Below are 13064 nucleotides of genomic sequence, written 5' to 3' on the forward strand. Positions count from 1 at the left end.
ACTGAACCCAACCGACCGGAGGGGGACGCCGTGGGCGCCAAGGACTGGATGCTCTTCTACGCATCGGACGACGTCAGCAAGGTCCTGAGAGCATCACCGAAGCTCGACAGGGAGGCCACCGAGGCCTTCGTGCGCCGCCTTTACCCGTCCCACGACATCACCCCGATCGAGGACGGCAACCTCCACCACGCCAACCCACCGGAGGGAAAGGTCTACGCGGCCGTCTTCCCGGGCCTGTCCATCATCTGCACCTGGGACGCGGCAGGCGACGGGTGGGAGGACCTGCCCGCCCACTTCGTCACCGAGGCGACGGGCCGCACCCTCTACCTGCACGCGATGCACAGCGTCGTCGACTTCTTCTCCTACGCCATCTGGGAACCGGACGGCACCCTGCGCCGCGCGTACAGCCTCTCCCCCGACAGCGGCGTGATCACCGACATCGGCACTCCCCTGCCGTTCGAGGAGGAGTTCCTCGCCGGCGACGAGGAGTTCCTCGCCTCCCTCGACCCCGACGACGACTACCCGTTCCGCTTCCACCCGCTCGAGCTGGCCGAGGCGGCCCTGCACGAGCTGTTCGGCTTCAGCTACGAGGGCCCGTGGGAGGAGGGCGACCCGGAGTTGGAGGACATCGTGCTGGCGGGCTACGCCGTCACACCGCGCTGACTCAGGCCGCCGTCTTCGGGTCTCGGGGCTCCAGGCCGGGCACGCGCTCCAGCAGCGCGACCATCAGGTCAGTCGTCTCCAGAGCCAATCTCGGGAAGATCGGCCCGTCCAGCGTGGTGTGCACGATGCCGGCCTCGAACGTGAGCGTCCGCAACTGCACTTCGTCCAGCAGCAGAGCCAGGAACCCGTGGTTCAGCACTCTCGCCGCTTCGGGCAGGTCACTGGTGAACGCCACGAAGGCGTGGTCGACCGAAGCCGGCAACCTGATCTCCATCCACAGCGGATCTCGCTCGGCCGACACGGTCACCGGCACCTCGGCAGCCCAGCCGCGCTCCTGGGAGTGCGAGCCCGCATGCCTGCGCCGAATGATCTTCAACGTGACCAGATCGGTCGTGGCGACCTCGACCCTGGTCTCCTGCGCGGTTCTGGTGCTGGAGGAGGTGGCGTTCTCGAGCGACGCCTCGCTGATCCGCACCCGCCACCGGCCGCGGGAGAAGTCGAGCGCGTAGTCGAAGCGCCCCTCCGACTGCCGTCCAAGCCAACGGAAGAACGTGCCGTACTCGCTCGCCATCGCGCGCGTGAACTCAGCCGACCACGGCCGCGCCCCCGCTCGGCGATCCTGTACCGACCCGCCGACGCTGTCGGCGAACGCGGTCAACTCGGTGATGCGGGCCTGCTCTTCTCTCTTCTTCTTACGCCACACAAACCACACCACCAGGGCCACGACGATGACAACGCAAACGCCGAAAAGTGCAATGCGCACAGAGAGTCCGTCGCTCATGTTCAGGTATCCCTCAATGCGCTGCTCGGTGTGGACAGCTGGAGGGCATTCCGCACGGCCTTGATCCGGCAGGCCAAGGCTGCGCTCACAACGCTGCCGCCGCAGGATGCCGTGGCCGCATGTCGGGCATCCGGTCGAGCAAGCCGACGATCGTGTCGACGACGAACAGGATGTTCTCCGGGTAGATGTGGTCGGCGATCGTCGTGTAGACGATCCCCGCCTCGATCGTCAACCGCATGTGCTGCGCCATCATCGGCAGCCCTTGCTGCCTGCTCAGCAACCACTTGAGAGCGTCGGCGTCCAGATTGCGCTGCGCAGCGGCGATGTCCTCGCCGTAGACGTAGAACTCCTCATCCATCGGGGGCATCAGGGCGATGTGGTGCCATTCGCATTGTTCGTGCTCGACAGTCTGCGGCGGCTCGCTCGCCCAACCCTCGAACCGCTGCTTCTGCATGAACTTCGGCGACTTCGGACCGGAGAGCCCGGACCGGAGCGGCCGGAGGATCTTCATGGGCGCGAGGCGAACCGTGGCCACCTCGATCCGATGCTCCTGCTCGTACTGCACGGCGTCATTTCCCGCCAGCGCCTTGCGCACCGAGGCCTCCGAAACGCGCACGTGCCACGGCCCGCGCTGGAAGTCCAGCGCAAGGTCGAACTTGGGCACCGAGCGTTGTTCGATCCTGTCGATTCCGCTCAGTACCCGTTCCATCGGCCGCTGAAGACCAGCCGACCAGGCCGTGGCACCTTCCGGCCCGACCACCGTCCCACCGAGTTCGTTCGCCAGCGGCGTCAGCTGTTCGATCTGCGTGGTCCTGGCACTCGCGTGCTTGCGGATCTGCAGCCAACGCCGGATCGCGTAGAACGCGATGACAACGCTGATCCAGATCAGGAACCAGGGTTTGATCAGAACGTTGTGCCAGATGAGCGAGACGACTTCCATCATCAGATGTCCAGGTAGCCTTCGATGCGCTGTTTGTTGGGTCCTGATCCGAACTAGCCGTACTCGTTCGCCTTCTGCACGGCAGCTGCGTCGCGGATTCCCTTGTCCTGGGAGACCTGTGCCTCGCTTCTGCAGCCGTTCGCCCATCTCGCCGTGCTTGCTCCACAGTGTGACGCCGAGCGATGTGTTCCGGTCCGAGAAGTCCTCGTGCAGCTCTGACTGCGGCCTGCGTGGAGCAACCAGCGGGCGAGCGGGCCTCTACTGAGGCATCGGTGCCTCCGCCGGATGCCTCGGCCGCATGTCGGGCATCCGGTCGAGCAGCCCGGCGATCGTGTCGACGACCGGCAGCAACGTCGCTTCGTCGACAGGGCCACGTACCGTCGTGAAGACGATGCCGTTCTCGAACGTCAGCGACAGGAACCGCCCGACGAGAGGAGGCAATGCGTCGGCCTGCGCCAGGAGCCACCGCAGGCTCTCCGGAGTGAAGGCCATCGCCGCGTTGGTGAGGTCATTGGCGAACACGGCGAACTCCTGGTCGGTGTCCGGCGGCAGCCGCAACGGCAACCACTCGCCGTTCTCCCGCGCCACGGTGAGCGGCTGTGCGCTCAGCCACCCGCTCAGGTGATCAGGTCCGACTGGGCGGCCGAGGAAGTCGGAGTGCTGGCGCCGCGTGATCCGCATGGGAGCGACGCGCACGGTGGCCACCTCGAACCGGTGCTCGATCAGCCTGAGCACGCCGTTCGAACCCTGCCGCCTCATCGACGCCTGCGACACCCGCACGTGCCAGGGCCCGCGCCGGAGGTCCACCGCCAGGTCGAACCTGGGCTTCGAGCGCTGCAGGAGCTTGTCGACGACTCCGGTGGTGTGAGCGGCCAAGGGTGCCCTGAGGTCCGCCGACCACGCGGCCGCGCGATCGGCCCCGACCACTGCGCCACCGAGCTCGGCCGCCAGCGGTGCCAGGGCGACAGCTTGTTCCTGATCGGCCCTGCGGTTGCGGCGGACTTGCCACCAACGCCGCAGAGCCACGACGCCGAGCACGAACGCCACCACGGCGGCGCTCGGCAGCAACAGCTTGAAGATCTCCATCAGAGGTCCAGATCACCTTCGATCCGTTGCCTCGAATGGTCCGTGCCGGTGTCTTCGTACTCAGTCGATTTCTGGTACGAACCGATGTTTCGGATCGGCTTGTCAACACCCGCGTTCGCACCTGTGCCAACGCCGAACTGGCCACGCACCGCGTCGAAGGCCGCCTTGCCCATCGCCTTCGGGAAGCCGCTCGCGACCCGCTCGCCGATCATGCCTCCGTCGCTGCCCCACAGCTTGGCGACCGCCGGAACCGGTACACCGGGAAGCCCTTCCGCCGGGTTCTTCTTGCTGATCTCCTTGGTGAGATCGGCGAACGCGACGTTCGTCCTCTTGTCCGCCATGGATTTCTTGAGTGTCGTCTCCACGTTCTTGAAGCGGCCCCCGAGGTTGCGCAGGAAGGCCACGATCTTGTCGAGGAACTGGCGCAACCTGGCCACGATGCGCGCGACTCGGCTACCGGTCGTAGCGACGCGCACACCGGTGGCGGCACCGGCGGCAGCGGTCGACGCCCCGAAACTCGGCACTGCGGCTGCCAGGGCGGGGATCCAGATCATGACCAGCCAGGTGATGAGCTCGGTGAGGATCGCCTTGATGAAGTCCTCGACGATCGTCATGATCATGCTGGAGATCTGCAACATCCTGGCGAGCTCGCCGGCCTGGCCGGCGATGCCGTCGATTCCGTTGGCGAACTCGCCCAGCTTCGTGGCGGCCACCTCGGACGTCTGCCCGCCCCAGGTCTGGATCGCGCTCTGCAGATCCTGATCGAACTTCGCCCGCATGTCCGCGACACCCTTGGCGATGTTGTTGAAGTTCTCGGCCGCCTGTTGCAACGCGGGGCCGTCGCCACTCACGAGGTGAATCGCGTCCTCCAGCGGTTGCACCACACTGATCAGGAAATTGAGTCCCTGCCCCACCAGCCAGCCGATCGGATCCGTGGCGATGCCGTACGCCGAGGTCCCGAGAGCACCTAGCACCGCCGCGCCCTCGGAGACCAGGCCGGTCACCTCGGAGCCGTCCACTCCGTCGCTGAACTTGCCCACAGCTTCAGAGGTCTTGAGGTAGTTCCCGACGAAAGGTACGGCCTCCGCCATCTTCCTGCCGGTGGTCTTCTCGCCGACGGTGATCTCAACGCCACCGGCGTTCGTCTTCTGCTCCACCACGATGTGTGCCGCCTACTTCCGGTCGATCTCGACCTGGATGCCGTTGAAGATCTTCTTCAACGCCTCCTCCTGCTCCGCGTAGCCGTCTGCGGTGCCGCGGAACTTGGCCGCACCGGACTGCAGGCCCGTCTGCATGTCGGCGAACAGATCCTTCAGTTCCGCGAGCCTCTGCGTGTACTCGCCCTTGGTCAGCAGGCCGACAACGCCCCACGACCTGTCCCCGACGTCAGCCATGGCGACGAGACCGGCGATCTCGCCTGCCCGGTTGTGATGGCTGTCCAGCTTGCCCGCGAACTGCCGGAGCTCTTCGGGCTCGACCTCGAAGCCGCTCATCGGCCTCCGTCCTCGTCGTCGTAGAGGTTGAGGAAGCGATCATCCTGTTTCGCCGGTGGAGCCGGCTTCGCCGGGCGTTCGTCCCATGAATCGCCACGAAGCACGTTCTGGTCCGAGAAGTCCTCGGCGGGCTCAGGCCCTGGACGCCGGGGCGGCGTCGGAAGACTGGGAGGTACCGGCGGTCGTACGTCCCCAGAGGGCTGTGGAGGTGTCGGTGGGGCCACGGGTGCAGCAGCCTCGTCCGCCGTCGCACGCCGAAGTTCGTCCGGGGTCATCCCGAACAGCTGCGCCTGGGTTTCCAGCACCTGTTCTCTGAGGTGCATGTCGCTGCCCAGCGCACCCTCGACGATGCCCGCCTGCCGGCGCGCTGCTTCCGCGACCGCCTTCTGCAGGGTGCTCATCAGCTCCGCAGCCAGAACGTGAGGCGGCCGGCGCATGGCCACATCGGTCAGGCGGATGTCCTTGATGGTTCCCGAGGGGCCCGCCACCACGGTCACCGCGTGGTCACCAGACGTCGCCACCGCCTCCATCTCGGTCAACTGCTGCTGCATCTCTCCGATGTTGGCGAACTGCTGGTCGACCCGGTGCATCTGAGCCTGGAACCGCTCGAACTGAGCGACCAGCTGATCGAACTCCGCCGACATGACCACGACCTCCTCGTCTCTCACCGCTGGGCGATCATGCGATCACGCAGGCAGTGCAATGCTGACAGCGAACCGACCACCAGACAGCAAAACAGGCGAATCCACTCGGCAGAGTGACACGCACGACGAGAACGGCCGGATCGACGTCAAACGACCGCCGAGGGGTCTCGTGGCTCCACGTCGCGGACGCGGCCGAGCTTCTCCAAGATCATGTCGACCAGGAAGACGATTTCGTCGGACGGGACCTCGCCCTGGCACACGACGTGCACGAACCCGTCCTCGAACGACAGCGTGAAGAACTCGAGCGGGATCTTCCTGGTGGGCACCGGCATCGTGGCGATCTCGATCCAGTGCTCGTACGCGAGCAGGGCGTCCGAGTGAGGGCGGGGGTTGAAGGCCTGCGTCACGCGGACGTGCCAGGGGCCTCGCTGGAAGTCCAGGCTCAGTTCCGGCTCCAGTTTCGACCGCTGGAGCCGGGGCGACCACGCCGAGGCTTTGGTGGCGAGCTTGCCGCCGAGGCTCTCCGCCAGGACGGCCAGGGCTGAGTTCTGCTGGATGAAGGCCCGTGCGCGGGCGCGAGCACGTTGGTGGGGGCGCAACGCCACGAGGACGGTGATCAGTGCGATCCCGACCATCACGTGTGGCTGCAGGAAGATCAACAGGAAGTCCACGGTTCCCCCCTCGGCGACTGCGCGTCCCTGTCTTGAAGTCGTCGGAGGACGGGGATGTTGAACGAGAACGGCCCCCAGGCCGGAAGCCTGGGGGCCGTTCTCGTTGGTGCTGTCTACGTCACTCGGACTCGGTGGCCGGAGCGTCCTGCTGCTCGGCGGCCGCGGAGGCGGTGAGGTCGACGGGCGGGGCGTCCGGCACGCGGTTCGGCTTGGCCTCGCCGCGGAACACGAACTTCGCCTTGTCGTGCTGCTCGGACTCGCCGTCCCAGCCCTCGACGTCGGTGATGATGATCTGGCCCGGCTGGATCTCGCCGAACAGGATCTTCTCCGACAGGGTGTCCTCGATCTCGCGCTGGATCGTCCTGCGCAGCGGGCGGGCGCCCAGCACCGGGTCGAAGCCGCGCTTGGCCAGCAGAGCCTTGGCCCTGTCGGTCAGCTCGAGGGCCATGTCCTTGTTCTTCAGCTGCGTCTCGACGCGGGCGATCATCAGGTCCACCATCTTGATGATCTCGTCCTGCGTGAGCTGGTGGAAGACGATGATGTCGTCGATGCGGTTGAGGAACTCGGGGCGGAAGTGCTTCTTCAGCTCGTCGTTGACCTTGTTCTTCATGCGCTCGTAGTTGGACGCGCTGTCCTGACCCGAGGTGAAGCCGAGGCCGACGGCCTTGCTGATGTCCGACGTGCCCAGGTTGGACGTGAAGATGATGACGGTGTTCTTGAAGTCCACCGTCCGGCCCTGACCGTCGGTCAGGCGGCCGTCCTCCAGCACCTGGAGCAGCGTGTTGTAGACCTCGTTGTGCGCCTTCTCGATCTCGTCGAAGAGCACGACGGAGAACGGCTTGCGGCGCACCTTCTCGGTGAGCTGGCCGCCCTCTTCGTAGCCGACGTAACCGGGAGGGGCACCGAAGAGCCGCGACGCCGTGTAGCGGTCGTGGAACTCGCCCATGTCGATCTGGATGAGCGCGTCGTCCTCGCCGAACAGGAAGTTCGCGAGCGCCTTCGAGAGCTCGGTCTTACCGACACCGGACGGGCCGGCGAAGATGAACGAGCCGGAGGGGCGCTTCGGGTCCTTCAGGCCGGCGCGGGTGCGGCGGATCGCCTGCGACACGGCCTTGACCGCGTCGGTCTGGCCGATGATCCGCTTGTGCAGCTCGTCCTCCATGCGGAGCAGACGCGTGGTCTCCTCCTCGGTGAGCTTGAACACCGGGATGCCGGTCCAGTTGGCGAGGACCTCGGCGATCTGCTCGTCGTCGACCTCAGCGACGACGTCCAGGTCACCGTCCTTCCACTGCTTCTCCCGCTCGGCCTTCTGGCCCAGGAGCTGCTTCTCCGCGTCACGCAGCTTCGCCGCGCGCTCGAAGTCCTGCGCGTCGATCGCGGACTCCTTGTCGCGACGCACGTCCGCGATCTTCTCGTCGAACTCGCGCAGGTCCGGCGGCGCCGTCATCCGGCGGATGCGCATGCGCGCGCCCGCCTCGTCGATGAGGTCGATCGCCTTGTCCGGCAGGAACCGGTCGTTGATGTACCGGTCGGCCAGCGTGGCCGCGGCGACCAGCGCGGAGTCGGTGATCGAGACGCGGTGGTGCGCCTCGTACCGGTCGCGCAGGCCCTTGAGGATCTCGATGGTGTGCTCGAGCGACGGCTCGCCCACCTGGATCGGCTGGAAGCGGCGCTCCAGCGCGGGGTCCTTCTCGACGTGCTTGCGGTACTCGTCGAGCGTGGTGGCACCGATCGTCTGCAGCTCACCGCGCGCGAGCATCGGCTTCAGGATGGAAGCCGCGTCGATCGCGCCCTCGGCGGCACCCGCACCGACGAGCGTGTGGATCTCGTCGATGAACAGGATGATGTCGCCGCGCGTGCGGATCTCCTTGAGGACCTTCTTCAGGCGCTCTTCGAAGTCACCGCGGTAGCGCGAGCCCGCGACCAGCGAGCCGAGGTCGAGCGTGTAGAGCTGCTTGTCCTTGAGCGTCTCGGGCACCTCGCCCTTGACGACCATCTGCGCGAGACCCTCGACGACGGCGGTCTTGCCGACGCCGGGCTCGCCGATGAGGACCGGGTTGTTCTTGGTGCGGCGGGACAGCACCTGCATGACCCGCTCGATCTCCTTGGTGCGCCCGATGACCGGGTCGAGCTTGCCCTCACGCGCCGAGGCAGTGAGGTTGCGCCCGAACTGGTCCAGCACCAGGGACGACGACGGGGTGCCCTCGCCGCGGCCGGTCGACTCCGACGCGCCCTTCTCCGTCGAGTAACCGGACAGCAGCTGCAGCACCTGCTGCCGCACCCTGTTGAGGTCGGCGCCGAGCTTCACGAGGACCTGGGCGGCGACGCCCTCGCCCTCGCGGATCAGGCCGAGCAGGATGTGCTCGGTGCCGATGTAGTTGTGGCCGAGCTGAAGCGCCTCGCGCAGCGAGAGCTCCAGGACCTTCTTCGCACGGGGGGTGAAGGGGATGTGTCCACTCGGAGCCTGCTGGCCCTGGCCGATGATCTCTTCGACCTGCTGGCGGACGCCCTCCAGCGCAATCCCCAACGACTCGAGCGCCTTGGCGGCGACACCTTCACCCTCGTGGATCAGACCCAGGAGGATGTGCTCGGTGCCGATGTAGTTGTGGTTGAGCATCCGTGCCTCTTCTTGGGCAAGGACAACCACCCGCCTCGCGCGGTCGGTGAACCTTTCGAACATTCGCACTCCCTGACTGCTGCGTCGGCGGTCCTCGGCTCCACCGATCTACCCTGGTGAGCGCGGCACCGTGGCTCCACTGTAGTGGGCGGTACCGAGGCCTGTGGTTCCCATCAGCGGCAAGCCGCGTCCGGCGAACGGTGACATCTGCATCAACGCAGGTCGGGAGCAACGGATTCCACAGATCGGGCGATGTCCGCTCAACGCGAACAACTCGCCGTCGAGCGATACTCCTGTGACCGGGGCCACCTCAGGGGGCGCAACTCCGGGGGATCTGGGTAAGGTTAGGCAAGCCTCATCCAGATGAGATTGGACTTGCGCGTTGACCGTACCTGCGAGGGTCTCACAGCAGAACCCGCGTGCGCTCACGCCACTGGCCGAATCCATCGCCCGCCTCGAGACCGGCACCGAGATCGTCTTCGGCACTCCGTCCGAGGACTGGACGATCTGCTCGGACCTGCTGGCGGAGCCGTCGCGGTTCGACCTGTGGCGCAAGGACCTCGCGGAGTGGATGGTCGAGCAGTACGGCGAGTCCGACGACCGCGCCACCGCCGGCTACATCATGGGCTGGTACCTCCACCAGCCCGGCTACCTGGCGGGCCTCCTCTTCCACACGGCCCGCCGCGTGCCCACCCTCAAGCCTTCCGACATGGCGTTCCGCATCGCCACGGACGGCCGCCCCCACCCGGACGGCATGGCCGTGATGTGCGACGAGTTCGCCTGCCTGCCGGACGACCCGGCCTCGAACCACCCGGCCGCCACCGTCGTGGCCGACGAGGCAGCGCTGGCAGCAGTCCTCCGCGCCCGCTACGCGGCCCACGCCGCCCAGTTCGTCGCGTCCTTCGGCCAGGTGGTCCGCTTCGGCCGCCGCCAGCTCTGGGCCGCCGCCACGGACATGCTGGAGTACGGCCCGTGGGCGGCAGGCCGCCTGTTCGGCGACGAGAACGCCGGTGTCACGGACGCGGCGATGATCCTGCCGGAGAAGCTCGAACCCTTCGTCGCGGCCTCTTCGCTGCACTTCACGGCTGAGGGGTGGAAGCGCAAGCGGAACAGCTGCTGCTTCCACTACGTGCTGCCGAACGCCGAGCCGTGCACGGCGTGCCCACGCACCTGCAACAACTGAGGTCTGCGGCGGCCACCGCACCACTCAACGCAACGGCGGAACGGTCCGACCCGCAGCCGTCCTACGGCACCCGGTGCCGAGACCCCACGGGAACCACCAACGGCGTCCCGGACACGGGATCCTCGACAACCCGAGCATCCAACCCGAACACCTCCAGCAACATCTCCTCGGTCAACACCTCACCAGGCGACCCCTGGGCAACGATCCGCCCACCCCGCATGGCAACGATGGTGTCCGCATACCGAGCAGCCAGGTTCAGGTCGTGCAACACCATCACGATGGTCCGCCCCATGGACGCGTGCAGCTCCTGAACCAGATCCAGCACATCGATCTGATGGGCGAGGTCCAGATAGGTCGTCGGCTCGTCCAACAACAACAGATCCGTCCCTTGCGCCAACGCCATGGAGATCCAAGCCCGCTGCCGCTGCCCCCCGGACAACTCGTCCACGGTGCGATCAGCCAGGTCCAGGATCCCGGTCATCTCCAACGCCGCATCCACAGCCGCGGCGTCATCCGAAGACCACTGCCGGTACCAGGCCTGATGCGGATGCCGCCCACGCGCCACCAGATCAGCGACGGTCAGCCCTTCAGGCGCAGAAGGCGACTGCGGCAACATCCCCAGAACCCGGGCAACGTCGCGGGTCGACATGGAGTCGATCTTCCGACCGTCCAGCAGGACGGCACCCGACCGAGCGGGCAGCAAGCGCCCGAGAGCCTTCAGCAGAGTCGACTTGCCGCACCCGTTGGGCCCGATCACCGCGGTCACGGTGCCGCTGATGATCGAGAGGTCCAGGGTGTCGACGACCAGCCGCTCGCCGTAGCCGATGGACAGCGACGAGGCCTCAAGACGCACACTCATACCCGCGCCTCCCGGCGGCTTCGGATCAACAGGAACATCAGGTAGGGGGCGCCGAGCACGGCGGTGACGACGCCGACCGGCAGTTCGGTGCGGTAGATCGTGCGGGCGACCAGGTCCGACAGCATGACCAGGGCTCCGCCGATCACCACCGAGCCGAACAGCGGCGGCTGCGCGGTGCCGGACAGGCGAAGTGCGATCTGCGGTGACGCCAGGGCCACGAAGGCGATCGGGCCGGCCGCGGCGGTGGCCACGGAGGCCAGGACGATCGCCACGACGATCAGGAACGACCTCGCCGCGTTCACCCGGATGCCCAGGCCTCGGGAGGTCTGGTCGTCGAACTGCAGCGCTCCCAGGACGTGGCCGCCGATCATCGCGACCGGGACCAGCACGACCAGCGCCAACGCGACCGGGACGACGTGTTCCCAGCCGCGGCCGTTCAGGGAGCCGGTGATCCACACCATCGCGCGGCCCGCGTCCTGCACGTCGCCGACGGTCAGGAGGTAGTGCGTGAAGTTGCCGGCCACGGCGGTGATGCCGATGCCGACCAGCACCATCCGGAAGCCCTCGATGCCCTTGCGCCACGCCAGCCCGTAGACGAGCAGGCCCGCGAACAGGCCGCCGAGCAGGCCCGCCAGCGGAACGCCGATGGAGGCCGCGCTGCCGGTCACGACGCCCAGCGAACCCGCGAAGGTGATCACCGAGACGGCTCCGGCGCCGGCTCCCCACGTCACGCCGAGGATGTCGGGTGAGGCCAGCGGGTTGCGGACGATGGCCTGGAAGATCGCGCCGGACAGGCCCAGGGCGCCGCCGACGAGCAGGCCCGTCAGGGCGCGCGGCATGCGCAGTTCCACCACCACGAACTGGTCGCGGCGGGTGCCCCCGCCCAGCAGCGTGTCGACGACCTGGGACACGGTCAGCGGGAAGTCGCCGACCACGATGTCGGCCACGAACAGGGCCGCGAGGACGACGAGCGCGATCGCCACCACGAGGAGCGGCCGGGGGCGGAGCCGGAACGAGGTCGCGCCCACGCGCAGCGCGGGTGCCTTGGCGGCAGGGGTCCTGGTCGCGGTCGTCAAATCTTCACCAGCTTCTTGCGCCGCACCAGGAAGATGAAGAACGGAGCGCCGATCAGCGCCAGCATCACGCCGACCTCCACCTCGGACGGACGGGCGACGACCCTGCCGACGATGTCCGCGAACAGGATCAGGACCGCTCCGAGCAGTGCCGAGTACGGCAGGATCCAGCGGTAGTCCGGGCCGGTGAACGCGCGCGCGATGTGCGGCACGACGAGGCCCAGGAACCCGATCGGCCCGCACGCGGCGACGGCCCCGCCGACCAGCAGCGTGATGGCGAAGATGCCGAGCGTCCGCGTCCTGCTGGTGTGGACGCCGAGCGACTTCGCCACGTCCTCGCCCAGCGACAGGGCGTTCAGGCCGGGCGCGTTGAACGCCGCCACCACCAGGCCGGCGACCAGGAACGGCGCCACCTGCGTCAGCACCGTCAGGTCACGTCCGGCGATCGCGCCGACCTGCCAGAACCGGAACGCGTCGAGCGACTGCTGGTCGATCAGCACGATCGCCGCCACCAGGCCGTTCATCAGCGCGGAGACCGCGGCTCCGGCCAGCGCCAGCGTCACCGGTGACGGTCCGCCGCGCCCGGCCGACCCGAGCAGGAACACCACGACGCTCGCGATCATCGCGCCGGCGAAGGCGAACCAGATGTAGCCCACCAGCGAGTTCACGCCGAGCAGGAAGATGGAGAGCACGACCGCGAGCGCCGCGCCCTGCGTGACGCCGAGGATGCCGGGATCGGCCAGCGGGTTGCGCGTGTGGCCCTGCATGAGCGCGCCACCCACACCGAGTGCGATGCCCACCGCGATGCCGAGCAACGTCCGCGGGATCCGCAGCTCGCGGACCACCACGTCGTCCTCGACGCCGGTCGGCGTGAAGAGACCGTGCCACACCCCGGCGAGCGGGATCTCCTTCGAGCCGATCGCGATGCTCGCCAGGCACACGGCGACCAGCACGACCAGCAGGAAGAGCAGGCCGAACGACCTACGACCCAAGGCCCACCCTCCTAGCTCCAGTAAGGACAGGTAAGCCTAACCGAACCGGCTGAGACGATCGT

Annotated in this window: 13 protein-coding genes; 2 read left to right on the forward strand and 11 right to left on the reverse strand. The window is 67.5% G+C overall.

Annotated elements, in window-relative coordinates; all coding sequences use genetic code 11:
* The first annotated feature begins 30 nt into the window (after positions 1–30).
* Entirely contained in the window at positions 31–663 is a 633-nt protein-coding gene (locus tag ND450_RS30445; RefSeq protein WP_253321891.1) for a hypothetical protein, read from the forward strand.
* 1 nt (position 664) lies between these two features.
* Here ND450_RS30445 and ND450_RS30450 read toward each other — a convergent pair whose 3' ends face one another.
* The 8 genes from ND450_RS30450 to ND450_RS30485 all read right to left on the reverse strand — a co-directional run bounded on the left by ND450_RS30450 (position 665) and on the right by ND450_RS30485 (position 8958).
* Entirely contained in the window at positions 665–1444 is a 780-nt protein-coding gene (locus tag ND450_RS30450; RefSeq protein WP_253321892.1) for a hypothetical protein, read from the reverse strand.
* Positions 1445–1529: 85 nt separating this feature from the next.
* The gene (locus ND450_RS30455; protein WP_253321893.1) at positions 1530–2387 is read right to left on the reverse strand and encodes a hypothetical protein; all 858 of its coding nucleotides are present in this window, start codon (positions 2385–2387) and stop codon (positions 1530–1532) included.
* A 255-nt stretch (positions 2388–2642) separates the two neighbouring features.
* Positions 2643–3470 (reverse strand): hypothetical protein, encoded by an 828-nt coding sequence (locus tag ND450_RS30460; RefSeq protein ID WP_253321894.1) that lies wholly within the window; start codon positions 3468–3470, stop codon positions 2643–2645.
* Entirely contained in the window at positions 3470–4630 is a 1161-nt protein-coding gene (locus ND450_RS30465) for a WXG100 family type VII secretion target (RefSeq protein WP_253321895.1), read from the reverse strand. Before ND450_RS30465 ends, ND450_RS30460 begins: the two co-directional genes overlap by 1 nt.
* Before the next feature lie 12 nt (positions 4631–4642).
* Entirely contained in the window at positions 4643–4963 is a 321-nt protein-coding gene (locus ND450_RS30470; RefSeq protein ID WP_253321896.1) for a WXG100 family type VII secretion target, read from the reverse strand.
* A complete protein-coding gene (locus tag ND450_RS30475) occupies positions 4960–5607 on the reverse strand; it encodes a YbaB/EbfC family nucleoid-associated protein (protein ID WP_253321897.1) in 648 nt (215 codons plus the stop codon). The genes ND450_RS30470 and ND450_RS30475 overlap by 4 nt, the downstream gene beginning before the upstream one ends.
* A gap of 146 nt (positions 5608–5753) precedes the next feature.
* The gene (locus ND450_RS30480) at positions 5754–6278 is read right to left on the reverse strand and encodes a hypothetical protein (RefSeq protein ID WP_253321898.1); all 525 of its coding nucleotides are present in this window, start codon (positions 6276–6278) and stop codon (positions 5754–5756) included.
* A 118-nt stretch (positions 6279–6396) separates the two neighbouring features.
* On the reverse strand, positions 6397–8958 hold the full coding sequence (locus tag ND450_RS30485) for an ATP-dependent Clp protease ATP-binding subunit (protein WP_253321899.1): 2562 nt from the start codon (positions 8956–8958) through the stop codon (positions 6397–6399).
* Positions 8959–9277: 319 nt separating this feature from the next.
* Between ND450_RS30485 and ND450_RS30490 the strand changes: the two genes are divergently transcribed.
* Positions 9278–10078, forward strand: coding sequence for a (2Fe-2S)-binding protein (locus ND450_RS30490; RefSeq protein WP_253321900.1), 801 nt, complete (start codon positions 9278–9280; stop codon positions 10076–10078).
* A gap of 61 nt (positions 10079–10139) precedes the next feature.
* On the opposite strand, the gene ND450_RS30495 is transcribed toward ND450_RS30490, so the two are convergent.
* Genes ND450_RS30495 through ND450_RS30505 form a run of 3 tightly spaced genes read right to left on the reverse strand, consistent with a single transcriptional unit; the run spans position 10140 to position 13002 of the window.
* Positions 10140–10937 carry an ABC transporter ATP-binding protein gene (locus ND450_RS30495; protein ID WP_089908332.1) on the reverse strand — a complete coding sequence of 266 codons (798 nt, stop codon included), beginning with the start codon at positions 10935–10937 and terminating at the stop codon, positions 10140–10142.
* Positions 10934–12013 carry an iron chelate uptake ABC transporter family permease subunit gene (locus ND450_RS30500; protein ID WP_253321901.1) on the reverse strand — a complete coding sequence of 360 codons (1080 nt, stop codon included), beginning with the start codon at positions 12011–12013 and terminating at the stop codon, positions 10934–10936. Before ND450_RS30500 ends, ND450_RS30495 begins: the two co-directional genes overlap by 4 nt.
* Complete coding sequence (locus ND450_RS30505; protein WP_253321902.1) at positions 12010–13002, reverse strand: iron ABC transporter permease; 993 nt, start codon at positions 13000–13002, stop codon at positions 12010–12012. Before ND450_RS30505 ends, ND450_RS30500 begins: the two co-directional genes overlap by 4 nt.
* Between the last annotated feature and the right edge of the window lie 62 nt (positions 13003–13064).

The organism is Lentzea sp. HUAS12 (assembly GCF_024125735.1).
GTDB lineage: Bacteria > Actinomycetota > Actinomycetes > Mycobacteriales > Pseudonocardiaceae > Lentzea > Lentzea albida.

What these genes read in the sequence shown, in the direction of transcription:
- ND450_RS30460 (WP_253321894.1), bottom strand. Translation starts at nt 3,470, where the DNA reads ATGGAGATCTTCAAGCTGTTGCTGCCGAGCGCCGCCGTGGTGGCGTTC.
- ND450_RS30495 (WP_089908332.1), bottom strand. Translation starts at nt 10,937, where the DNA reads ATGAGTGTGCGTCTTGAGGCCTCGTCGCTGTCCATCGGCTACGGCGAG.
- ND450_RS30470 (WP_253321896.1), bottom strand. Translation starts at nt 4,963, where the DNA reads ATGAGCGGCTTCGAGGTCGAGCCCGAAGAGCTCCGGCAGTTCGCGGGC.
- ND450_RS30485 (WP_253321899.1), bottom strand. Translation starts at nt 8,958, where the DNA reads ATGTTCGAAAGGTTCACCGACCGCGCGAGGCGGGTGGTTGTCCTTGCC.
- ND450_RS30450 (WP_253321892.1), bottom strand. Translation starts at nt 1,444, where the DNA reads ATGAGCGACGGACTCTCTGTGCGCATTGCACTTTTCGGCGTTTGCGTT.
- ND450_RS30455 (WP_253321893.1), bottom strand. Translation starts at nt 2,387, where the DNA reads ATGATGGAAGTCGTCTCGCTCATCTGGCACAACGTTCTGATCAAACCC.
- ND450_RS30475 (WP_253321897.1), bottom strand. Translation starts at nt 5,607, where the DNA reads ATGTCGGCGGAGTTCGATCAGCTGGTCGCTCAGTTCGAGCGGTTCCAG.